General features: G+C 70.7%; 16 protein-coding genes. 9 read left to right on the top strand and 7 right to left on the bottom strand.

What is annotated here, in order from left to right; genetic code table 11:
* Positions 1-424: 424 nt before the first annotated feature.
* The 3 genes from OHB01_RS37240 (at position 425) to fxsT (ending at position 9,008) form a co-directional block, all read left to right on the top strand.
* Positions 425-2,731, top strand: a complete 2,307-nt coding sequence (locus OHB01_RS37240; protein WP_147942375.1) for a tetratricopeptide repeat protein — start codon at positions 425-427, stop codon at positions 2,729-2,731.
* Between the two features lie 117 nt (positions 2,732-2,848).
* The gene (locus OHB01_RS37245) at positions 2,849-5,065 is read left to right on the top strand and encodes an FxsB family cyclophane-forming radical SAM/SPASM peptide maturase (RefSeq protein ID WP_147942376.1); all 2,217 of its coding nucleotides are present in this window, start codon (positions 2,849-2,851) and stop codon (positions 5,063-5,065) included.
* 13 nt (positions 5,066-5,078) lie between these two features.
* Positions 5,079-9,008, top strand: coding sequence for an FxSxx-COOH system tetratricopeptide repeat protein (gene fxsT, locus OHB01_RS37250; protein ID WP_142645409.1), 3,930 nt, complete (start codon positions 5,079-5,081; stop codon positions 9,006-9,008).
* 18 nt (positions 9,009-9,026) lie between these two features.
* Here fxsT and OHB01_RS37255 read toward each other — a convergent pair whose 3' ends face one another.
* Positions 9,027-9,830, bottom strand: coding sequence for an alpha/beta fold hydrolase (locus OHB01_RS37255; RefSeq protein WP_205829782.1), 804 nt, complete (start codon positions 9,828-9,830; stop codon positions 9,027-9,029).
* 264 nt (positions 9,831-10,094) lie between these two features.
* Between OHB01_RS37255 and OHB01_RS37260 the strand changes: the two genes are divergently transcribed.
* Genes OHB01_RS37260 through OHB01_RS37285 form a run of 6 tightly spaced genes read left to right on the top strand, consistent with a single transcriptional unit; the run spans position 10,095 to position 14,990 of the window.
* Positions 10,095-11,780 (top strand): RyR domain-containing protein, encoded by a 1,686-nt coding sequence (locus OHB01_RS37260; protein WP_328854635.1) that lies wholly within the window; start codon positions 10,095-10,097, stop codon positions 11,778-11,780.
* A gap of 4 nt (positions 11,781-11,784) precedes the next feature.
* Positions 11,785-12,270: a hypothetical protein gene (locus OHB01_RS37265; RefSeq protein WP_315985116.1), complete on the top strand. Its 486-nt coding sequence runs from the start codon at positions 11,785-11,787 to the stop codon at positions 12,268-12,270.
* A 31-nt stretch (positions 12,271-12,301) separates the two neighbouring features.
* Positions 12,302-13,357 carry a DUF418 domain-containing protein gene (locus OHB01_RS37270; protein ID WP_142645412.1) on the top strand — a complete coding sequence of 352 codons (1,056 nt, stop codon included), beginning with the start codon at positions 12,302-12,304 and terminating at the stop codon, positions 13,355-13,357.
* Positions 13,287-14,078, top strand: a complete 792-nt coding sequence (locus OHB01_RS37275) for a carbon-nitrogen hydrolase family protein (RefSeq protein WP_328710562.1) — start codon at positions 13,287-13,289, stop codon at positions 14,076-14,078. The genes OHB01_RS37270 and OHB01_RS37275 overlap by 71 nt, the downstream gene beginning before the upstream one ends.
* Before the next feature lie 10 nt (positions 14,079-14,088).
* Positions 14,089-14,547, top strand: a complete 459-nt coding sequence (locus OHB01_RS37280; RefSeq protein ID WP_240970906.1) for a hypothetical protein — start codon at positions 14,089-14,091, stop codon at positions 14,545-14,547.
* Complete coding sequence (locus OHB01_RS37285) at positions 14,544-14,990, top strand: hypothetical protein (RefSeq protein WP_142645414.1); 447 nt, start codon at positions 14,544-14,546, stop codon at positions 14,988-14,990. The genes OHB01_RS37280 and OHB01_RS37285 overlap by 4 nt, the downstream gene beginning before the upstream one ends.
* A gap of 67 nt (positions 14,991-15,057) precedes the next feature.
* Here the strand turns inward: OHB01_RS37285 and OHB01_RS37290 are convergent, their stop codons facing one another.
* The 6 genes from OHB01_RS37290 to OHB01_RS37315 all read right to left on the bottom strand — a co-directional run bounded on the left by OHB01_RS37290 (position 15,058) and on the right by OHB01_RS37315 (position 22,806).
* Positions 15,058-16,560, bottom strand: coding sequence for a carboxyl transferase domain-containing protein (locus OHB01_RS37290; protein WP_147942380.1), 1,503 nt, complete (start codon positions 16,558-16,560; stop codon positions 15,058-15,060).
* Positions 16,557-17,738, bottom strand: coding sequence for a CoA transferase (locus OHB01_RS37295; RefSeq protein ID WP_328854636.1), 1,182 nt, complete (start codon positions 17,736-17,738; stop codon positions 16,557-16,559). The genes OHB01_RS37290 and OHB01_RS37295 overlap by 4 nt, the downstream gene beginning before the upstream one ends.
* A gap of 139 nt (positions 17,739-17,877) precedes the next feature.
* A complete protein-coding gene (locus OHB01_RS37300) occupies positions 17,878-18,033 on the bottom strand; it encodes a hypothetical protein (RefSeq protein WP_168065612.1) in 156 nt (51 codons plus the stop codon).
* A gap of 148 nt (positions 18,034-18,181) precedes the next feature.
* On the bottom strand, positions 18,182-20,014 hold the full coding sequence (locus tag OHB01_RS37305) for a hydantoinase B/oxoprolinase family protein (protein WP_142645417.1): 1,833 nt from the start codon (positions 20,012-20,014) through the stop codon (positions 18,182-18,184).
* Positions 20,004-22,049 carry a hydantoinase/oxoprolinase family protein gene (locus tag OHB01_RS37310; RefSeq protein ID WP_142645418.1) on the bottom strand — a complete coding sequence of 682 codons (2,046 nt, stop codon included), beginning with the start codon at positions 22,047-22,049 and terminating at the stop codon, positions 20,004-20,006. Before OHB01_RS37310 ends, OHB01_RS37305 begins: the two co-directional genes overlap by 11 nt.
* A gap of 94 nt (positions 22,050-22,143) precedes the next feature.
* A complete protein-coding gene (locus OHB01_RS37315; protein WP_328710563.1) occupies positions 22,144-22,806 on the bottom strand; it encodes a DsbA family oxidoreductase in 663 nt (220 codons plus the stop codon).
* Positions 22,807-22,865: the final 59 nt, after the last annotated feature.

Below are 22,865 nucleotides of genomic sequence, written 5' to 3' on the forward strand. Positions count from 1 at the left end.
CCGCCTGCCGTTCTTCCCATAGTCGTAGGTGAATTAGCTTCTCGGAACATGGCGATCCTGCTACCATCCTCGTCCATTGCGAGTGCCCGAAGTCCTCAGCTCACGATTGGCACTGGTTGCATGAACGACACTCCCACGCTACATACTTCGGTCGCCGACTACGCCGATATAACACTGGAGGAGCTACCCGACAGGCAGGCAATTGAAGCGTCTACTGTTACGTTCAATTCAACCAGTTGATTGGTGTGCATCAAACCACCTTTGACGACGAAGGTTGCAGTGGCCGGCTGCGACCTGGCTACCGCGGCCTCTACATCGTAGCTCCGCAGTTGCCTGAAAGCCTCGTCATGGACGCATCCTACGAGTAACCTGCCAAGAAGGCGGTGGGACCGCCTTCCGGGAAGAACGTTCGAAGGAGCCGGTCTTGCCACGTCGTCGGACCTCCTGGGTTCTGACTACATCAATCATCGCGGTCGTCCTGCTGCCGACCGCGACCAATGTCGCCTCGAACGCCCTTCCCGATTCCTGGCGATCGAACCTTTGGCTGGCATGGCCCATCTGCATACTGCTCGCGATTCCCGTACTGGTCATGGAGCTGCGCACACGTCATGGCGCCCCTGCCGAGCATGCACCTCCCCCGGTGACGGTCGCTCCGAAGACCGACACTCAAATATGGAATATTCCAGCACCCGTCAAGGAATTCAGCAATCGCAGAGCGGAGTTCCGCAGGATCGGCACCATACTGATGCGAGGAAGCGGTCGGGCGCTTCTGCTGTGCGGCATGGGAGGTATCGGGAAAACGCAACTCGCTCTCGCTTACGCACACCGCCGGCGCTCGTCCCTCACTCTGGGGTGGCGGGTGTCCGCGGGCAGCCGAACGTCGGTGGTCTCCTCCCTGGCCGAGTTGGGCCGCCAAATGAACCTGGCTTCCACCACTGCCGAGTCCACAGCCAGGAAAGTCGTCGACCTGCTGAGCGAGCGAGAGGGATGGCTCCTCATATTCGACGATGCAAAGAGCTGCGAAGATCTCCTGGATCTGATACCCGTCACATCAGGCGGGCAGGTCCTCATAACTTCCAGAAACCCACAATTCGATCGTCTCGCGGAAACGCTGCTCCTCGAGGTGTTCCCCCAGGAGGAGGCCGCCCGGTTCTTACGCAACCGTGCCGGAGACGCCGACCAGGACTCCTCCGCGGAACTGGCGACGAGGCTCGGGGGTCTGCCTCTCGCACTGGAGCAAGCGGGCGCCTACTGCCGTGACTCCGGCATCGGGCTCCGCGACTACCTGCAGCGGTACGACTCCAGTCGCGCGCGTCTGCTTAGACAGGGCTCGGGCCACAGTCGTGTCAGCGTGGAGGCGACTCTCGATCTTTCCTTCGACTGGGTGATGCGGCGCAACCCTGCAGCCATGCAGCTCCTTCGCGTTCTCGCGTTTATGGCGCCCGCTGACATTCCTCGAAACCTGCCCATGATGAGTCCGTCCGTGCTCCCTCGTGCGCTCGCGCGCGCCTGCGCCGATGTCGTGGCCCTCGATGAGGCCATCGCGACGCTCCTGCAGGCCTCCCTTCTCACCTCGGCCACCGCCGAGCATATCCGCGTGCACCAGTTGATCTCAGACGTGCTTCGCGACCGGATCACGGCCGACGGAAATCGCGGACTGCGATGGTTGCGCGGCTTGCGAGCGGTGTTCACCCCGAGGAGAGACCCGTCCTCGTCCTGGAGCGTCTCACGCTGGCTGAAGGCGGCCCTGACTCTCCTGTGGGCGGGCGTGCAGGTGAACGAGCGGGACCCGGACGGTTGGAGCCGCGCCGCCACACTGCTTCCCCATGCTGACCGGGTCTGGACCTACCTGGTGAACGGAGAGGTGACATTCCGTCAAAAAGAAATGGTTCTTGCCGCCCAGCTGTTCGGCGAGCTTGGCATTCGGCTGTTCCGAAAAGGCGACTACGCGGTGGCCGAAGAGTTGTGCCGCCGAGCCTGGCGGATCGGCCAAGAGGTGCTTTCAGAAACGGATCCACGCCTGCTGCGCCTGGCGAACTGCCTTGCCCAGGTGACCCACGGCCTTGGAAAGTTGAGCGAGGCAAAAGACCTTTATGAACAGGCACTCTCTGTTTATCGCCGCGACTATGGGGAAGATCATCCAGACACGATCCAGACGATGAATGATCTGGGCGGTGTCCTCCTGGAACAGGATGAGCACCTACTCCAGGCGAGACGCATCTACGAGCAAGTCGTTACTACGCGGCTTCGCACACTCGGCCAGCGTAACGTTCACACTCTCATGTCAATGAACAACCTCGGCAAGGTGTGCCGCTATCTTCACGATCTCCCCACTGCACATGCTCTTGCCACGGAAGTAGTGAGAATCGGGAGCGAGTTGCTGGGAGAGGAACATCCCGACAATCTTGTCTGGATAAACAATTTGGCGGAGGTCTCGCGCGCTCAGGGAGACTTAGAAAAGGCTCGCGCGCTCCATGAAAAGGTCCTCACACTGCGACGCAAGGTACTCGGCGAGACACATCCTGCGAGCATCGTCTCCATGAACAACCTCGCCCGGGTCATCCGCCTGCTCGGGGACGTGCCTTCCGCCCTCCAACTGTACGAAGAGTCCCTGGCACTGGCCCGCCAGGTCTTGGGGGAAGATCACCCGTCCTTTACCGCAGCAGAAAAAGGGGTGCAGGAGTGCCTGGCGGACCGTCACCTGCTGGACGACGGGAATGACTCCTCATAGGGTCGGCCGCGAAGTAGGTCCGCTCCACCAGGGTCCTGGATACCTGCGCAACCTGGAGGGCGTCGCAAGGGCGAGTTAAATAATTACCAAACCCGTCGGGCCCACAGAACCGAGGCTATGAACTCAATGGCACTCAAGCGGCCGCCTCTAGCCACCCTGCCCTTCCGCCAGTTCGTGCTCAAGGTGGCGAGCAGGTGTGATCTGGCCTGCGACCACTGCTATGTGTACGAACACGCCGACACCAGCTGGCGGGGACGGCCGGTGGTGATGTCCGACGAGACCGCCGTCCGGGCGGCGGACCGGATCGCAGAGCATGCCGCCGAGCATCGAATCCAGACGACGCACGTCGTCTTCCACGGAGGCGAGCCCCTCCTCGCCGGGATCGAGCGGCTCCGGCGTTTCGCACGGACGCTCCGCCGGGCGGTCGAGGGTGTCTGCAACCTCGACCTGCGCATCCACACCAACGGCGTGCTCCTGTCACGAGCGTTCTGCGACATGTTCACGGACGAGGGCGTCAAGGTCGGCGTGTCGATCGACGGCGACCGCGTGGCGAACGACCGCCATCGGCTCTACGCCAACGGCCGCAGCAGCTACGACCAGGTCATCCGGGCGATCACCCTGCTGCGGGACCATTACCCGCATCTCTATGCCGGGCTGTTGTGCACCATCGACGTCCGCAACGATCCCATCGCGGTATACGAGGCGCTCGTCGCGCTGCGCCCTCCGCGCGTCGACTTCCTGCTGCCGCACGCAACGTGGGACAACCCCCCACTGCGGCCCGCCGGCCGGGACACCGCCTACGCCGACTGGCTGATCACCGTGCACGACCGGTGGCGCGCGGACGGCAGGCCGGTCCCGGTCAGGATATTCGAGTCGATCATCCTGACCGCCTCGGGCGGGGACAGCCAGACCGAGTCGCTCGGCCTGCGGCCCTCCGACCTCGTCGTCATCGAGACCGACGGTTCCTACGAGCAGGCCGATTCGCTCAAGACCTCCTTCGACGGCGCGCCCGCGACCGGATATGACGTCTTCCGTCACTCGCTGAACGAGGCCGCGGGGCATCCCGGCTTCGCGGCGCGTCAGGGCGGCCTGGACTCCCTGTCCGAGGAGTGCCGCCGCTGCCCGCTCGTCGCCAGCTGCGGCGGCGGCCTCTACGCGCACCGCTACCGGACGGGCTCGGGCTTCGCGAACCCCTCGGTTTACTGCGCCGACCTCTTCCGGCTGATCTCCCACCTGGTCGCCTACGAGCGCCGGCGCCCGGCGACCCCCGTCCACCGGCTGCCGGTCGCCACCGTGGACGCCATGGCGTCGGGAAGCGTCACGTCTGACGACGTCGCCCTCCTGCGCGCCCCGCAGCTCAGCAGAGCACGGCTGGCGGCGCGCCGCACGGCGACGGTCGTCGCCGACGAGGAGTCCTGGTCCGTCCTCGTGGACGCGGAGCGGGCGGACCGCGCCGCGGTCGACGACCTGCTGAGCCACCCCTACGTCCGTGCCTGGGCGGCGCGCTGCGCGGCCGTCGATCCCGCCTCGCTCACCACCGCCGACACGGGTCATCTCGCCGCCGTCGCCGCGGTCGCCGCCGTACGGACCGGTCTGGCCGTGAAGGTGACGGTGCCGGTCGTCCAGGACTTCATTCATCTGCCCGCCCTCGGCCGCATGCGCGCGGCCGGAGAAGACCGCGCCGATGTCGAAGCGCACGACGGGTCGTTCGCCGTGAGGGTCGGCGGCCGATGGCATTCCGAGGACAGCGGGCTCTGGGAGCCCGTCCGCCTGGTCGGCGGCGCCGGGATCCGTCTGCTGCTCGACGACGTCGATCCTTATCGCGACTGCTACGGCCTGCCCGTCGAGGACCGGCTCAGCGCCGAGACCGCCGCCGGATGGGACGAGGTCGTCCGTGCCGCGCTCGACCTCCTGACCGATGATCAGCGGGCCGCCATGCGCGACGGCCTGCGCGTCGTGACGCCCCTCTCTCCGTCCGCGACGGGCGCGACGAGCCGCGCGGCGTACGGCGCGATCGCCCTGCCGCTGAGCGCCGGCCCCGAGACGACGGCCCGGCTGCTCGCCGAGCATTTCCACCGGGCCCAGCTCGGGGCGCTGCTCGACCTGCTCGACCTCGCCGGCGGCGACGCGAACCACGAGCGCCTGCTGTGCGATGCCTACGGGCTCCTTTCTGTCGCCGATCTCCTCGGTGAGAAGGAACTCGAGCGGCTGATGGAGACGATCGGCCAGATCACCGACTGGGCGCTCCCCGCTGTGGGGCGTCGGTTCGCCAGGCAACTGGCCGACGCAGCCGCCGCTCGCGGCAGCCGACTCACCACGACGCGGCGGGAGTGAAGCAGGGGAGACAGTGAGCCAGTTCAGAAACGGCCACATCGTCACGTTCTACTCCTACAAGGGAGGGACGGGAAGGACGATGGCGCTGGCCAACACGGCCTGGATCCTCGCCTCCAACGGCCACCGCGTGCTGGTCGTGGACTGGGACCTGGAGTCTCCCGGCCTGCACAAGTTCTTCCGGCCCTTCCTCGACGGAGACATGATCAGCGGCACGACCGGCGTGATCGACCTGATCAAGGAGTTCGCCTGGGCGGCGACCCGCCCCGAGCCGCGTCCCGCCGACTGGCACACCCGGTACGCCGACGTGGGGCGGCACGTCCTGTCGGTCGAGTGGCCCCACTTCCCCGACGGCGGCTCCCTCGACTTCCTGCCCGCCGGACGGCAGAACCGCGACTACTCGTCGCTGGTGTCCACGTTCGACTGGGACAACTTCTACGAGCGGCTGGGCGGAGGGCAGTTCCTCGATGCCCTGCGGGTGGACATGCGTCGCGGCTACGACTACGTGCTCATCGACAGCCGCACCGGCCTGAGCGACATCGCCGACATCTGCACGGTCCACTTCCCCGACACCGTGGTGACCTGCTTCACGCTCAGCGACCAGAGCATCGAGGGGGCCGCGCGGGTCGCGTCGGAGATCGCCGAACGGTTCCCCGACCGCCGCATCAGGATCCTGCCGGTCCCCATGCGCGTGGACGACGCGGAGAAGGAGAAGCTCGACGCGGGCCGGGCCTTCGCCCGCAGCCAGTTCGAGGGGTTCCCCAGCGACCTCGGCCAGGACCAGGCCGGCAGCTACTGGGGGGCCGTCGAGATCCCCTACAAGCCGTTCTACGCGTACGAGGAGACCCTGGCGACCTTCGGTGACGCGCCCGGCTCGCCCGGCTCGCTGCTGGCCGCCTACGAGCGGCTCACGGGCGTCATCACCGGAGGCCGGGTCTCGTCCCTTCCCCCGCTGGACGAGGAACTGCGGCTGAGTCACCGGGAGCTGTTCGTCCGGCGCCGCCCGTCGCTGTCGAACGACGTCAGCCTGAGCTACGTCCCCGAGGACCGGTTGTGGGCGGAGTGGATCGCCGCCGTGCTCACCCAGGCCGGCATGCGGGTCCGTACGCAGGGGGGCGAACGCGAGGAGGACGAGAGCGGGCAGGCGCGGACGCCGGAGGCCGCGGGCCGCACGGTCGCGCTGCTGTCCCCCGCCTACCTGCGCTCACGGCAGGCCCGGGAGACCTGGCACGCCGCCGAGGGGCCCGCCACCCTGTCCGCTCACCTCCTTCCCGTCCGCGTGTCGGACGTCCGGGTCCCGCAGACGTACGCCGACCCGCCCGCGCTGGACCTGTTCCGGCTGGACGAGCAGCACGCGGCCGCCGCGCTGCTGCGCGCCCTCGACCGCCCGGCGGGCACCGAGGCCGTGGGGCAGGGAGGGACGCCGCGGTATCCCGGCATCCAGCCCGCCATCCTGAACCTGCCGACCAGGAACGCCGCCTTCACCGGCCGGGGCGAGGTGCTGGAGCGGCTGCGGGACCAGTTGGTCGGCGGCAGCCAGGCCGTGGTGACCCAGGTGCAGGAGGGCCGCACCCAGGCCCTGTTCGGCCTCGGCGGCGTGGGCAAGACACATCTGGCCATCGAGTACGCCCACCGCTTCATGAGCGACTACGACGTCGTGTGGTGGGTGTCGGCCGAGCAGCCGGAGCTGCTGAACGGAGCGATGGCCGATCTGGCCGAGCGGCTGGGCATCAGGATCGGCGACAACCTGGCGGAGGCGGCGCTCGCGGCCAAGGACGCCTTACGGCGGGGCGAGCCGTACGCCCGCTGGCTGCTCATCTTCGACAACGCCAACAGCGCGGACGACGTGCAGACCTACCTGCCCGGCGGCTCCGGCCACGTGCTGATCACCTCGCGCAGCCAGACCTGGTCGCAGATCGCCAAGCCGCTGGAGATCGACGTCTTCACCCGGGAGGAGAGCCTGGAGCACCTGCGGCGCCGGGTCGCCGATCTCAGCGACGAGGAGGCCGACCGGGTGGCGGCCGCGCTCGGCGACCTGCCGCTCGCCATCGAACAGGCCGGGGCGTGGCTGCAGGAGACCGGCATGAGCGTGGACGAGTACGTCGACAAGCTCGCGAAGCAGCCCGTACGCACGCTCGCGCTCGGAGACTCCCCGACGACCTATCCGACGCCCGTCGCCGCCACCTGGAACGTGTCGTTCCAGCGACTGCGGGAAAAGTCGCCCGCGGCGGTCCGGCTGCTCCAGTTGCTCGCGTTCTTCGCCGCGGAACCGGTGTCGCTGTCCATGCTGTACGGCGACGAGACCGTGCGCTGCCTGGTCCGGTACGACGACTCGCTGCGTGAGAAAATCATGATCGGGCGGCTGGTGCGCGAGCTGAACAGGTTCGCCCTCGCCAAGGTCGACCAGCGCAACAACTCGGTGCAGGTGCACCGGCTGGTGCAGGCCGTGCTGCGCGACCAGATGGACGACGACGAGCGCGAGCGCACCGTCCACGAGGTGCACCGCATCCTCCTGGGTGCCCGCCCGCGCGAGGGCGACACGGACGACCCCGGCAACTGGCCGCGCTACGACGAGATCTGGCCGCACCTCGCCCCGTCCAACGCCGAGGAGTGCGACGAGGAGGAGACCCGGCAGCTGCTGATCGACCGCGTGCGCTACCTGTATCGGCGCGGCGAGTTCGACCGGGCGCTGAGCCTCGGCCGCCGCCTGGAGGAGCTGTGGATCAGGAAGCTCGGCGACTACGACCGGCAGACGCTCTACCTGCGGTTCCACATGGGCAACGTGCTGCGCTCCCAGGGCAGGTACCTCGAGGCGTGCGATCTCAACCGGGCGATCCTCGAAGACCAGCGCAGGGTCCTGCCCGACCCGCATCCCCACACCCTGCAGACCGCGGGGAGCCTCGCGGCCGACCTGCGCGCGCTGGGCGAGCTGAGCGAGTCGCTGCGTATGGAGCAGGAGACCTACGCGCGGACCAAGGAGCTGTTCTTCGACGACCACCCGCGCGTCCTCGCGGCGGCCAACAATCTGGCCGTCGCCCTGCGGCACGTCGGTGACATCGGCGCCGCGCGCCGGCTCGACCAGGAGACCGCGGACAAGCGCCGCGAGGTGCTCGGTCCCGCCCACCCCTTCACGCTCCTGTCCGAGACGAACCTCGCTCTGGACATCCGGGAGGCCGGAGAGTACGCGAAGTCGGCCGACCTGCTGCGCGAGACGCTGAACAGCTACGGCGAGGTGTCCGGCCCCGAGCTCCCCGACACGCTGAACACCGCGCGCAGCCTCGCCGTGTCGCTGCGCGAGACCGGCGCGCTCGCCGAGGCGCGGCGGCTCACCGAGACGACCTACGAGCGGTGTCTCCAGCGCTTCGGTCCCGAGTCGCCCGACACCGTCGCCTGCAAGCTGAGCCTCGCCTGCGACCTCGCCGCGTCGGGCGACAGGCGACGGGCGTACGAACTCGCCTCCGAGGTCAGGGCCAGCTACGAAAGCAAGCTGGGCGCGGACAACCCCTACACCCTGATCGCGGCCAACAACATCACGATCTACCTGCGGCACCTGGGGGAGCTCGCCGAGAGCCGGGCGCTGGGCACCCGGACCCTCGCGACGTTGCGGCGCAAGGTCGGGCCCGACCACCCCTTCTCGCTCGCCTGCGGTGTCAACGTGGCCAACACCCTCGGAGACCTGCAGGACTACCCCGAGGCCGAGAAGCTGCAGCGGGACACGCTCGACCGGCTGCGCGCGGTGCTCGGCCCCCATCACCCCACCACGCTGATCTGCGAGGCCGACCTGGCCGTCACCCTCCGCGACGTCAGGCGGACCGACGAGGCGCGGGTGCTGCGCGAGCCGCTGCTCGTCCAGCTCCGCCGGATCCTCGGGGAGGCGCACCCGGTCATCGCGGCGGTGCTGGACTGGCGCCGCGTCGACCGCGAGCTGGAGCCGCTCCCCTGGTGACCCGGGCGGCCAGGCCGATCAGGCCGCCCGTTCGTCCCTGGCGAGCCAGCCGAGCAGGTCGGGCAGCACGTGCAGGGCGTGGAAGTGCGCCGCGCCCCGCTGGATCCGCACCGTGGCGGTAGGTATCCGCCCGGCCAGCCAGCGGGAGTGGCTGACCGGTGAGAACACGTCGTCCTCGCCGTGCCACAGCAGCGTGGGGACCCTGATGTCGGCGGGGTCGAACCCCCATGGCGAGCAGAAGGCCATGGCGTCGTCGATCCAGCCGTACGCGGAGTTGCGCACGGCCTCCGCGTAGTTCTGGACCAGCATCGTCCGGATGCCGGCGTCCGCGATCACGCTCCTGTCCGGCTCGGGCAGCTCGTCGTAGAGGGCGTTGACGAGCCGTACGGGGTCCTCGCGGATCTCGGCGGCGGTCGGGCCGAGCCGCGCCGCGAGCCGCGCCCGTCCCTGCATCGCGGTCATGTACTCCGCGATGTTGCCCTCGGACATGCCGTCGAACCAGTCGAGGCCCTCCGCCTCCCGCGGCGCGAGCCCGACGAGCACGGCGGCCCGGGTCACCCGGTGAGGGATCAGGGCGGCGCAGGCCAGCGCGTGCGGCCCGCCGCCGGAACGGCCCACCACCGCGAAGCGGTCCAGCCCGAAGTGGTCCGCGATGGCGGCCACGTCCGCGGCGACGTCCCCCACACTGCGGCCCTCGTGCCGGTCGGAGTCGCCGTACCCCGGGCGGTCGTAGGTGATGAGCCGCACGCCGAGCCGATAGAGCAGTCCTTCACGTGGAAGGGGGCCGATCCTGCTGCCGGGCGTCCCGTGGAGCAGGAACACCGGTCTTCCTCCGTGGATCTTTCCCCGTTGCGCGACCGCGAGGCGCCGCTCGCGATCCGCCGACCACACCCCGTCCGTCAACGCCGGGCCCTCCGTGTCGATCGTCGAAGGATCTCAGGCCCAGGATCCTCCGAACCGGTGTGACGCGAAAGGGCCCGGCGGCCTCGGAACGGCAACACCTTTCCCGGACGGCCCCTGGAGCGCTCCCTTTTGGCGGGTTATTTTCGATAAAGGCACGTGCCGCCCAGCGAAGGACGAGGATTTATGGCCTTTCCCGCGAGCTACGTGGTGCGTGCGGTATTCGCGGGCCTGGCGGTGGCCGCACTGGTGACCGGATATATCGGCCTTCAGACCTATGCGAAAACGCTGAATCTGCCGTCGGGTCCCCTCGATCTCCTCTACTGGGACCTGCAACTGTTCGTATTCGACTCCGCGCCGCTCGACGAGCCGAAACCGCTGCCGGGCCTGCTGGAGTTCGCGCGTTTCGCCGCGCCCGGCGTGACGATCTACACCCTCGTCGACGGAGCCCGCCTGCTGTTCGCCGCCGAACTGCGGCGGTTGCGGGCGCGCAGGTCGAAGGAGCACGTGGTCGTGTGCGGCACGGGATCGCCGGCGCTGGCCCTGGTGGAACGGCTGCGCGCGACGAGCACGCGGATCGTGATGATCGGGTCGGCTCCGGTGGCCGCCACCGGCGATCGCAGGGTGCTCTACGTCAGGGGCGACGCGCGCAGCCCCGCCACCCTCCGCGCCGCCGGGATCCAGCGGGCCTCCGTCCTGTACGCCTGCGAGCCGGACAGCTCGGCCAACACGGCGATCGCCCTGGCGGCGCACGGCGTGGCCAGAGCCGACGGCAGGCGGCCCCTGTCGGCGTACGCGCTGATCTCCGATCCCGACCTGTGCGCCGCGCTGCGGGCCCGCCGGCTGAGCCTTCCCGGCAGGCCCCGGCTGCGTCTCGACTTCTTCAACCTGGACGAGCTCGCCGCCCGGGTGCTCCTGGACCGGCACCCGATAGTGAACGAGCAGCCTGTCGTCGTCATCGGGCTCGACGCCTTCGGCCGCAGCCTGCTGGTCGAGATGGCGCGCAGGCGGCGGCTGATCCCCGCGCCGTACCCGCTGCCCGTGACGGTCATCGACGCCGACGCCACCAAGACCGTCGAGGCCGTGTGCCGCAGGTTCGAGTTCGTGGCCGAGACGTGCGCGCTGACCACGCACAACGCGCCGCCCGGCGACCTGCCGCTGGGAGAGCTGCTGCCGTCCGAGCCGCCGCAGCGGGTGTTCGTGTGCCATCGCGACCAGGACCTCGCGCTCAAGACCGCGCTCACCTCGCTGCGTCTGTGGAACTGCGGGCCGGGATCGCTCGTGGTACGGGTCGAGGAGGCCGGCACCTTCAGCCGGGCCTTCGATGACGTCCATCTGCTGGAGGGGCTGTCCGGCGCCCTGCGCGTCTTCGCGGTCAACGAGGAGGCCGGCGACCCACGACTCATCGGGGAGGACCTGGTGGAGACGCTCGCCCGGGCGATCCACGAGAGCTACATCGTGGAGAACACCGCGCGGCGCCACGTGCGGGCGACCAACCCCTCGCTGGTGCCGTGGGAGAGCCTGCCGTCCCGTCTGCGGGCGGCGAACCGGCGGCAGGCCGAGGACATCGGCCGCAAGCTGACGAGCATCGGCTGCGCCCTCGCTCCCCGCGTGGAGCCCGAGCTGCACTTCGCCTTCAAGGACTACGAGATCGAGCAGCTTGCGATGATGGAGCACGAACGGTGGCTGCGGGACCTGGTCGCCGACGGATGGACCCGCGGCCCGGTCCGCGACGACGAGAGCAGGAGGCACCCCGACCTGGACAGCTGGGACAACATCTCGGACATGGCGAGAGAGAAGGCCCGCGACACCGTGCGGAACCTGCCGCGCATCCTGGCCACCGCGGGTTTCCAGATCGTACGGGTCGGCTGAGCGAGTGAGCGGGGTGCCCACGATCGCGTTCACCGGCCACCGGGGCCTGCCCAGGGACACGGCCGTCCGGATCCGCCGCGCCCTTCGGGCCGTTCTCGCCGGCCGGGGCCGGCCGCTCGTGGGCCTGTCCTGCCTGGCGGAGGGGGCCGACCAGCTCTTCGCCCGCGAGGTGCTGCGTGCCGGCGGCGAGCTCGACGTGATCGTGCCCTCCGCCGGATATCGGGAGAGCCTGCCCCGCGCGGCCCGGGCGGGATACGACGAGCTGCTCCCGCTCGCGCGGCACGTGCACACGATGCCGTTCGAACGGCCGGAACCGGTGGCGTACATGGCCGCCTCGGTCTTCATGCTGGAGCGGGCGGACGAGTTGCTCGCCGTCTGGGACGGGCTGCCGGCGCGCGGGTACGGCGGGACTGCCGACGTCGTCGCGCACGCCCGCGAGCAGGAGATGCGGGTGCTGGTGCTCTGGCCGCCCGGCTCGCGGAGGGACTGACACGAAGACGGGCACGAAGGGGACGGTCGGGGTGAAGGCGGCGGCGGACAGGATCCGGCGGGTCGACGCGCTGCGCGGGTTCGCGGTGTGCGGGATCATGCTGGTCAACGCCTGGCAGCAGAGGGTGCGGCACGGGCCGACCTCGATCGACTGGGTGATGACGAACCTGTTCCAGAGCCGCTTCTACCCGATGTTCGCGTTCCTGTTCGGGCTGTCCTTCGCGCTGTTCCTGCGCTCGGCGGGGCTGCGCACGCGGCGCCCGCGCGTCGTCATGCTGCGGCGCCTGGCCGTGCTCGCGGCCCTGGGCGCGGCGCACATGCTGATCGACCCCGGCGAGGTGCTGCTGCCGTACGCGCTGCTGGGGGTGGTCCTGTTGCTTCCGGCGAGCCTGCTGCCCCGGGGGGCCGTGCTGCTGGTGGGCTGCGGCGTCCTGGTCGCCTCCGTGCTCGACCCCCATCCGTACGTGCTGATCACCGCGCTGTTCCTGCTCGGCCTGGCCGCCGCGCCCGGCGGGGAGGCGAGGAGGGGCGCCGGGCGCCTCGGCGGGGCCGACGGCCTGGGCAGCGGGCCGCTCCTCGGCGCCGTGTGCGGTACGGCGGCCCTGCTCGCGGCCGGGCTGACCTGGTGGTGGAACCACGCGCCGCCCGGCGGCGGGGTCTACCAGGCGGCGGCGCTGTGCGGCGCGGCGGCGTACGCCACGGCGTTCCTGCTGGTCGCCCGTCGTACGGCGGTGTTCGAGGCGCTGGGCAGGATGACGCTGACCAACTACGTGACGGGCACGACGGTGATCGTGGTGGCGATGCCGCTTCTGGAGGCCGACCACACGGGTGCCGCCGTCGTGGTGCTCACCGTCGTCACCGTGGCCGTGCAGGCGGTCTTCTGCAGGTGGTGGCTCGCCCGGCACCGGTACGGCCCGCTGGAACGGGTGTGGCGCACGCTCACGTGGTGGGGCACCTCCCTGGACGACTCCGGAGGCACCTGGTGGGGCACGGCGGCGACCGGGCAGACTGTGATCCGTGACCCGCGTAGCGCTGTGCCAGATTCCCGTCGACCACGACCCGGAGACCAACCTCTCGACCGTGCGTGACGCCCTCGCACGGGCGCGGGGGGCGGACCTCGCCGTGTTCCCCGAGGCGACGCTCGCCCGGTTCGGCCCGGGGATCCTCGAGACCGCCCAGCCCCTGGACGGCCCGTTCGTCACCGGCCTGGCCGAGGCCGCGCGCGAGCACGGCACGGCCGTCATCGCCGGCGTCTTCGAGACCGCCCCGGACGGCAGGGTGTGGAACACGGCCGTCGCCCTGCGGGAGGACGGCTCGCTCGCCGCGGCCTACCGGAAGATCCACCTGTTCGACTCCTTCGGCGCGAAGGAGTCGAAGCTGGTCGCGCCGGGGGACGTCCCGGAGGTCGTGGAGCTGGCCGGGCTCAGGATCGGCCTGATCACCTGTTATGACGTCCGCTTCCCCGAGCTGGCCCGCGCGCTGGTGGACCGGGGCGCGGACACGTTCGCCGTGATCGCCGCCTGGGGCTCGGGCCCGCTGAAGGAGGACCACTGGACGACCCTGGTGAGGGCCAGGGCCATCGAGAACACAACCTGGACCATCGCGGTCGGTCAAGCCCCCAATCCCGCCATACCGGACGGGTTCGGTGTGGGCCGCAGCATGCTCGTCGATCCGATGGGCGTCGCCCGGCATGACCTGGGCACGGGCCCCGGCGTGCTGATCGCGGAGATCGACACGGCCTGGACCGAGACCGCGCGCGCCACCCTCCCCTCGCTCGAACACCGCCGGCTCGGAGTCGGCAGATCGTAAACTTGGCCCCATGAGCGAGCCGGGACGCAGGACGCGGATGCAGAAGGTGGTTCCGCCGCGGCTGCTCGTGCCGTACCTGTCGGGCCGTCGCACGATCATCTCCGGCTACGTGTACCGGGTGCAGGACTGCGACCGCCTCACCACACCCGCCGCGCTCGTCGAGGCCCTCGACCTGAGTTTCGACGGATCGGAGCTGACGCCGGACGTGCCCGAGCTGTACATCATGCGCTGGGACGCGCGGGACATCGACACCTACGTCGTCCCGTACGGCCCGCACATGGGCGGTGATTGGAGCGATGCACCACCCTTCACCGGGAACGGCTTCACCGCCTCGCGCGAGCAGGTGGTGCCGCAGTTCCACACGATGCCCATGCCGGTCCCCGCGGGCGCGGAGATCGTCCACCTCACCGCGGCCGGGGAGCGTCCGTTCGCCGGATACGACGGCCTGACCTGGCGGCCGGCGCGATGAGCGACATCGAGCCGGTCGGCCTGGGATTCGTCGCCCGCTACCGCGACCGGGACTACGCCGCCGCGGTCGGGCCCGGCGGGAACGACGTCGTGCTGTTCAGCGAGACGCCGCAGGAGGGGTTCACCGACGCGGGCGGCTACTGGCGGCTGCGGGTGAGCCGGGCGGCGCTGGACCGGCTCACCCTGCTGCGTACGGTCGGGGCGTTCGGCGGCGAGCCGTGCCTCGTGCTGGACGAGGACGACGGCGGCGACGGCGGGGAGGGCGGCCTGCACATCGCCTACACCGGCCACAACGGCCTGAAGGCCGAGGCGCTCGGCTACTGGCTGGTGGACCACGGCGCCTACGAGGTGGTCGTGCCCCGCGAGGAGGTCCACGCGATCCGGGTGGAGCGCGTGCCGGTGCCGCTCACCGTTGACCGGCCGGACGGTCACGAGGGCCCGTGAGGGCCCCGCCCCGCTGGGACAACCGGTTCAGACGGCCCGTTCAGACAGCCCGGTTCAGACGGCCGGTTCAGGAGCCGAGCGACCGATAGCGAGCGAATCGGGCCGCCGTCCGCTCCTCCGCCGGGCGGTCCAGCAGGCCCGCGATCTCGTGTTCGAGCGTGCGGCCGACCCTGCGGCAGAACTCCTCCGGCTCGTACGCCGCATCGGGCCGTTCGGGCACGATCCGGTCCACGATGCCGTCCCGCCGCAGGTCGGCGGCGCGTACGCCCTGGGCGGCGGCGATCTCCGGGGCGAAATCGACGGTCCGGTACATCAGGGCCGAGGCGCCCTCCGGCGGGAGCGGGGACAGCCAGGCGTGCTGCGCGCTGACGACCCGGTCGGCCGGGAGCAGCGCCAGCGCGGCGCCGCCCGCGCCCTCCCCCAGCAGCAGGCACACGGTCGGCGCGTCGAGCATGACGAGGTCGGCCAGGCAGCGGGCGATCTCGGCGGCCAGGCCGCTCTCCTCGGCCGCCTTCGACAGCTCCGCCCCGCCGGTGTCGACGACCGTGACCAGCGGCAGGCCCAGTTCGCCGGCCAGGCGCATGCCGCGCCTGGCCACCCGCAGCCCGGCCGGGCCGAGCGTGCTGCCCGTCCGCTGCCGCCGCCGGTCCTGGCCGAGGACGACGGCGGGCGCGGCGCCGAACCTGGCCAGCGCCAGCAGCAGGCCGGGGTCGCGCTCCCCCACGCCGGTGCCGTGCAACGGGGTCACGTCGCGTGCGCCGTACTTGAGCAGCTCGCGCACGCCGGGGCGGTCGTCGCGGCGCGAGCGGGTGATGGCCTCCCACGCCGGCACGGGTTCGGCCGCCTCATCGGGTTCCCCGCCGGGGTCCAGCCCCTCGCGCGGGGCGCAGAGCACGGCCAGCACCCGGATGGCGATCTCCCGCGCGTCCTCGGCCGAGACGACGGCGTCGACCAGCCCGTGGGAGTAGAGGTTCTCCGCGACCTGGACCCCTTTGGGGAAGGGATAGCCGTGCAGCGACTCGAAGACCCGCGGCCCGAGGAAGCCGATGAGCGCGCCCGGCTCCGCGGCCGTCACGTGCCCGAGCGATCCCCACGAGGCGAGCACCCCGCCCGTCGTGGGATGGCGCAGATAGACGACGTACGGCAGGCCGGCGGCGCGGTGCGCGGCGACCGCCGCGGTGATCTTCACCATCTGGGCGAAGGCCGGCGCGCCCTCCTGCATGCGGATGCCGCCGCTGGCGGGGGCGGCGAGCAGCGGCAGGCGCTCGGCGGTGGCCCTCTCGACGGCCCGGACGAGCCGCTCGGCCGCCGCCGTCCCGATCGAGCCCCCGAGGAAGGAGAACTCGCAGGCGACGACGGCCACCCGGCGCCCGTCGAGCGTGCCCTCTCCGGTGACGACCGACTCGTCGTACCCCGTCCTGGCCCGGGCGCGGACGAGTTCGGCTGCGTAGTCCGAGCCGGGCTCGGCCCGGTCGCGCGGGGGACCGTCCCACGACTTCCACGAGTGCGCGTCGAGCACCCGCGCGATCAGCGTCCGCGCGTCCGGCCTGGCCGCGTCAGCGTTGCTCATGGCGAACGCCGCTCCCGTTCGGCCAGCCAGTCGAGCACGGCGTCGTTGTCCTGGCCCAGGGCGGGAGGCGCCGCGTGTCCCTCTCCGGCCGCCGGGGTTCCTGCTTGATCGTCACGGTCGAAGCGTAGCGGCGGGCCGGGCAGCTCGATCGGGCCGAGCACCGGATGGTCGACGGTGACGACCAGGCCCTGCGACCGGACCTGGTCCCAGGCGTACACCTCGTCGATCGACCGGATCGCGCCCGAGGGCACGCCGACCTCGCGCAACGCCGCGAGCCAGTGCTCGCGGTCGTGGGCCGCCAGCGCCTTCTCCATCTCGGCGATCAGCTCTTCCCGATGCGCGAACCTATCCCTGTTTGTCGCATATTTTGGCATTTCGGGATCGATGTCCAGTAGCTGGGCGACCTTGCGCCACTGCCCGTCGTTGGCCGCCGCGATCTGGATCATGCCGTCGGCGCAAGTGAAAGCGCCGTACGGGGCGATGGAGGTGTGGTGGTTGCCGCCCGCCCTCGGCACCGTGCCCGCGACGGTCCAGGCGGTGCCGTGATAGGAGTGCACACCCACGATCGACGCCAGCAGAGACGTCCTGACGACCCTCCCGCGGCCGGTGCGCTCGCGTTCGTACAGGGCCGCGACCACCCCGTACGCGCCGTGGATGCCCGCGAGCAGGTCGGCGATCGAGGTCCCGACCCGGTAGGGCTCGTCGGGCGAGGGCCCGGTCAGCGACATCAGCCCGGCCTCCCCCTGGGCGATCTGGTCGTAGCCCGGCCTGCCGCCCTCGGGACCGTCGTGCCCGAAGCCGGTGATGGACAGGATCACCAGCCGGGGGTTGATCGTGTGCAGGCGCTCGACGGGGAACCCGAGGCGGTCGAGCACGCCGGTGCGGAAGTTCTCCACCAGCACGTCGCTCTGCCGTACGAGCCGCTCGACCAGAGCGCGGCCCTCCCCGGACTTCAGGTCCACCGTGATCGAGCGCTTGTTGCGGTTGGCCGCGAGAAAGTAGGTGGATATGGCATGATCCGGGCCGACGAAGGGGCCCCACTCGCGCGACTCGTCGCCCGCGGGGTGCTCCACTTTGATCACATGGGCGCCCAGATCGCCGAGCATCTGCGTGCAGTGCGGCCCGGCGAGGGCCCGGGACAGATCGAGGACGACGATGCCGCTGAGAGGTCCCTGCACAACCAGCCTCCACGGGGGTTGCTAAGGAGAACGTCCTTCGGTCTCCACCGGCAAGACTGTCAAATCACCCCGCCCGAAGACAGCCCCCGACCGCGCCTCCCGATGCCCCGGGCGGCACGGAGCTGCCCGGGGTTCCGGGTCAGTGATGCGTGCGATGGCCGCGCCACTGGTCCATCAGGCGGCGCATTCGCTGCCGGTTCTGCGGATCACGCGCCATGGTCTTGGCCTTCTCGACGTTCTCGCGCCCCTTGGGGGTGTGCAGGTATTCCCTGATGCGCTGGACGATAGATGCCATTTGTAACTCACCATCCCGATTGTGCCGTTATTGAACGGCTACCCACGGACACCGCCCCCAACCACCGCCGCCCAGGCAGCCTGGGGCGGCAGTGCCCCCGTACCCGTTCCGCTGAGATGGGCGAATGAGCCGCTTTCGCGGGGGCGCGTCAGAGGGTGTCCACCTCCGCGTGCGGGAGGCCGCCGGAGAGCTTGGGATAGCCGGGGCCGCGGTCGAAGAAGGCTGCGGGGCGGGTCTCGCGCAGGCGTTCCCGCAGGCGCTCGGTCGCCTCGGCGTCGACGACGACGTCGTCGCGGGTGCCGGTCAGCACGACGCCGTAGTCCTCCCGCGCACCCTCGAACGACACCTTCCCGTCGCGCACGTCGGCGGCCACCTTCTCCACGGGCCGGTCGTACGGGGAGCCCCAGCCGCCTCCGCCGGTGGTGCGGATGCGGATGACCTGCCCGGCGCGTACGGGGAAGTCGTCGACCAGGCCCTCCATCTCCACCCCGTCCACGGTGACCTGGAAGCGGCGGCCCGCCCGGCCGCCGTTGACGCCCCAGCACGACAGGATCGAGCGGTCGGCGATCGACATGAAGGAGGCGTCGCGGAGCATGCGGATGTGCTTGTCGTAGCCGAGGCCGCCGCGGAACTCCCCCGGCCCGCCGCTGTCCACGGCCAGCCCCAGCCGCTCGACCCGGAACGGCCAGCGTGCCTCGGCGAACTCCACGGGGATGTTGCGGCTGTCGGGCACCACGTGGATGGTGTCCTCCCCGTCGGCGTACCAGCGCCCGCCCGAGCCGCCGCCGAGCACCTCGCGCATGAGATAGGGCCCGTCGTCCGATTCGCCGTACACGCCGGTGTAGCGGATGGTCTCCTGATCGGCGGGCATGCGGCCGCCGGTCGCCTTGGCCAGGACGCCCGCGAGAACGCCGAGCAGGCGCAGGATCACGAACGTACGGGCGTTGGTGGGCGCGGGGAAGATCGGCGTCAGCAGGGTGCCCTTCTCCGGGAAGACCATCTTGATCAGCGGCACGACGCCCTCGTTGACGTCGAGCTCGGCCATCCGCTCGGGCGTGTCGGCGAGGTTGCGCAGGATCGGCGCCAGCCACTTCTTCAGGAAGACGCCGTCGGCGTAGTCGCCGGCGTGGTTGATCGGCCCCTTCGCCTGGGGCGAGGTGCCGGTGAAGTCGATGGTCAGCGGGGTCTCCGCCGAATGATCGACGGTGAGCGTGATCCGCTGGGCGTGCAGGCGCGGCTCGTCCACGCCGTCGTGCTCGGCGTAGTCCTCCCAGACGTGCACACCCTCGGGGATCTTCGCGAGCAGCTCGCGGCGGAACGTCTCGGTCGTCTTGTCGATGATCGCGTCGAAGCACGCCTCGACCGCCTCCCGGCCGTACCGGCCGAACAGCTCGCCGAGCCGCCGGGCGCCCATGAGGCAGGCCGAGCACTCCGCGTCGAGGTCCCCGGCCAGCGAGTCGGGCATCCGGGAGTTGCGGGTCATGATGGTGAGCGCGGCGCGGTTGGGCACGCCCTGGTCCCACAGCTTGATCGGCGGGACCATCAGGCCCTCCTCGAACGCGCTGCGCGCGTGCGACGGCATCGACCCCGGCACCGCGCCGCCGATGTCGTCATGGTGGCCGAACGCCTGGACGAACGCGACGACCTCGCCGCCGTGGAAGACCGGCACCGTCACGCACAGGTCGGGCAGGTGACCGATGCCGCCCTCGGAGAGGTAGACGTCGTTGTGGAAGAACACGTCGCCGGGCCGCATCGTCTCGATCGGGAAGTCGCGGACGACCGGCTGCACCAGCGCCGAGTAGGACCGCCCGGTCAGCTTGCGCAGCCGCACGTCGTGGATGCCGGCGCGGAAGTCGTGGGCGTCGCGGATCATCGGCGACCTCGCCGTACGCGCGATCGCCGTCTCGACCTCCTTCTCGACCGAGGCGAGCGTGCCCTCCACGATCTCCACGAGCACGGGGTCGGCGGTCCTACCGGTCATCGCTCACCACCACGAGGTTGCCGTAGTCGTCCATGGTCGCCGTGAAGCCGGGATGCACCGGCAGGGTCGAGCCGTACTCCTCGATCACGGCCGGGCCGCGCACCACCGCGCCCGCGCCGAGGTCGGCCCGGCGGTAGATCACGGTCCTGGCCCACTGCTCGAAGAACACGTCGCGGGTCGCGACCGGGCTCGGCTCGTCCTCCTGGAGGGGCCTGCGCGCGATCTTCGGCCGGGTGATCGGGCCGATGCCGGACACCCGCAGGTTGACCCACTCGACGGCGTGGCGGGGGTCGTCGCGGTAGCCGTACCCGTAGAGCCTCTCGTGCTCGGCGTGGAACCGCTCGGCGACCTCGGCGAGCCATGCCGCGTCGACGGGGCCGTCGGGGGCGGGCACCCGCACCTCGTACGCCTGGCCGTAGTAGCGCAGGTCGGCGCTGCGCGCGTACACGTGCCCGGTGAAGCCCTCGCGGTCGAGCGCGGCGGCGGCCTCGGCCTCCAGGCCGGCCAGGATTCCGGCGACCACCTCGGGCGAGGGGTCGCGGGCGACGTACGTGCGGACGTAGTCGTTCTTCACGTCCACGGTGAGCAGGCCGAACGCGGACACGTTCCCGGGATCGGGCGGGACGATCGCGGCCCGCAGCCCGAGGACGTCGATGAGCCGGCAGGCCAGCAACGGCCCGGAGCCGCCGAAGGCGACCATCGGGAAGTCCCGCACGTCGAGGCCGCGCTGCACGGTGATCTGCCTGATCGCGTTGGACTGGTTGAACGCGCTGATCTCCAGGATCCCGGTGGCGCAGCGCTCCGGGGTCAGCCCGAGACGGCCCGCCAGCGCTTCGACGCCCGCCCGGGCGGCGGCGACGTCGAGGGGGATCTCGCCGCCGAGCAGGTGCGGAGGCACCCGGCCGAGGAAGACGTGCGCGTCGGTCACCGTCACCTCGGTGCCGCCCCTGCCGTAGCAGATCGGCCCGGGGTCCGCACCCGCCGATCTCGGGCCGACCTTCAGCGTGCCCTCGGGGGAGATCCAGGCGATGGACCCGCCGCCCGCCCCGACCGTGACGATGTCGATCATCGGGATCTTGCACGGGTAGCGGCCGATGCTGCCCTCGGTCGTCAGCGACGGCTCCCCGTCCACCACGACGGCCACGTCGGTGGAGGTGCCGCCGCCGTCGAGGGTGATGACGCTCGGGTGCCCGGCGGTGCTCGCGATAAGCGCCGCGCCGAGCGCCCCCGCCGCCGGACCGGACAGCACGGTCGTGATCGGCTGGTGCACCACCTCGGCCGCCGACAGCACGCCGCCGTTGCTCTTCATGACCGAGAACGGCCGGCCCAGCCGCTCCGACAGGTTGTCGATGTATCGCCGCATGATCGGCTTGACCGCCGCGTCCACCAGCGTGGTCACCGACCGCTCGTACTCCCGGTATTCGCGCAGCACGTCGCTCGACAGCGACACGACCGCCTCGGGGTGCTCGCGCTCCAGCACCGCGCGCATCCGCCGTTCGTGCTCCGGGTTGGCGTAGGAGTGCAGGAAGCACACCCCGATCGCGGTGACGCCGCGCGCCTTGAACCACCGCGCGGCGTCCGCGGCCTGCTCCTCGTCGAACGGCCGGACCTCGCGGCCGAGGTGGTCGAGCCGCCCCCCGACCGTACGCACCCGGTGGACGGGCACGATCCGCGGCGGCTTGACCCAGAAGTAGGAGTTGCCGTACCCGTCCGGCACGCTCTGCCGGGCGATCTCCAGGACGAACTCGAAGCCCTCCGTGGTGACGAAGCCCAGGTGCGACGTGCCGTCCGGGCGGTCCTCCAGCAACTGGTTGGTGGCGACGGTGGTGCCGTGGACGAGTGCGGACACGGCGTCGAGGGCGCGGGACCCCGCGTGGGCCTCGAGCACCTTGTGCACGCCTGCCATGAACCCGTCGGCCGGGTTGGCAGGAGTCGAGGGAGTCTTGGTCGTGACGATCCGGCCGGACTCCTCGTCGACGAGCACGACGTCGGTGAAGGTGCCGCCAGTGTCGACCCCGATGCGCACGCTGGACATGCTCCGTGTTTACCGATCGCCGCCGATCGGAAGAACCGGCGCACTCTGCCGAAGAATCGCCGTCCTGTCGTCAGACCCTGCCCGGACCAGCGGCCTACACCGCGCAGGCGCCGTCGTCGCAGCCGTCGCCGCCCGGCACGCGTGCGGCCCTCTCCTGCGCCGTACGCTGCTCGACCTCACGCAGGGCGGCCACGAGCGTCTCGACGGGCTGCGCGCCCGACACGGCGAACTTCTCCTCGAACAGGAACAGCGGGACGGCGCGGATGCCGAGCTCGCGGGCGCGGGCGAGGTCCGCGCGCACCTCGCCGGCTCCCTCGCCCGTGTCCTCGACTCCCACCTCGGCGGCGAGAGTGGCCAGCGTGGCGGGGTCGCCGACGTCGAGGCCGTCGGTGAAGTGCGCCCGGAAGAGCCGGTCGGTCATGTCCGCGTCGCGCCCGGCGCGGCCGGCCAGCCCGATCAGCCGGTGCGCCTCGAAGGTGTTGGCGGCGATCGCGCGGTCGAAGCGGAGCTTCAGCCCGTCCTGCGCCGCCACGCCCGCGACGTGACCGGTCATCTGCGCCACCTGGGCGGCGCCGCCGAACTTGCGCTCCAGCGCGCTCAGCAGCGGCTCACCGCTGGAGACCCCGTCCGGGTCGAGCTGGAACGGGCGATGGGCGATCTCTACGGGCCCCTCGTAGAGGCGTACGGCCTGATGGAGACGGTGGTGACCGATGTAGCACCACGGACACACGACATCGGAGAAGATCTCGACTTTCACGACATGTCCCAACCAGCGCCTCCGGCAGTGGATTCCCCGCCGGCGGGGATTCGATCGGC

Source organism: Microbispora hainanensis (assembly GCF_036186745.1).
Classification (GTDB): domain Bacteria; phylum Actinomycetota; class Actinomycetes; order Streptosporangiales; family Streptosporangiaceae; genus Microbispora.

Coding starts and splice junctions, on each gene's coding strand:
- OHB01_RS37300 (WP_168065612.1), bottom strand. CDS start 18,033: ATGGCATCTATCGTCCAGCGCATCAGGGAATACCTGCACACCCCCAAG.
- OHB01_RS37290 (WP_147942380.1), bottom strand. CDS start 16,560: ATGAGCAACGCTGACGCGGCCAGGCCGGACGCGCGGACGCTGATCGCG.
- OHB01_RS37260 (WP_328854635.1), top strand. CDS start 10,095: ATGGCCTTTCCCGCGAGCTACGTGGTGCGTGCGGTATTCGCGGGCCTG.
- OHB01_RS37285 (WP_142645414.1), top strand. CDS start 14,544: ATGAGCGACATCGAGCCGGTCGGCCTGGGATTCGTCGCCCGCTACCGC.
- OHB01_RS37305 (WP_142645417.1), bottom strand. CDS start 20,014: ATGACCGGTAGGACCGCCGACCCCGTGCTCGTGGAGATCGTGGAGGGC.
- OHB01_RS37280 (WP_240970906.1), top strand. CDS start 14,089: ATGAGCGAGCCGGGACGCAGGACGCGGATGCAGAAGGTGGTTCCGCCG.
- OHB01_RS37310 (WP_142645418.1), bottom strand. CDS start 22,049: ATGTCCAGCGTGCGCATCGGGGTCGACACTGGCGGCACCTTCACCGAC.
- OHB01_RS37245 (WP_147942376.1), top strand. CDS start 2,849: ATGAACTCAATGGCACTCAAGCGGCCGCCTCTAGCCACCCTGCCCTTC.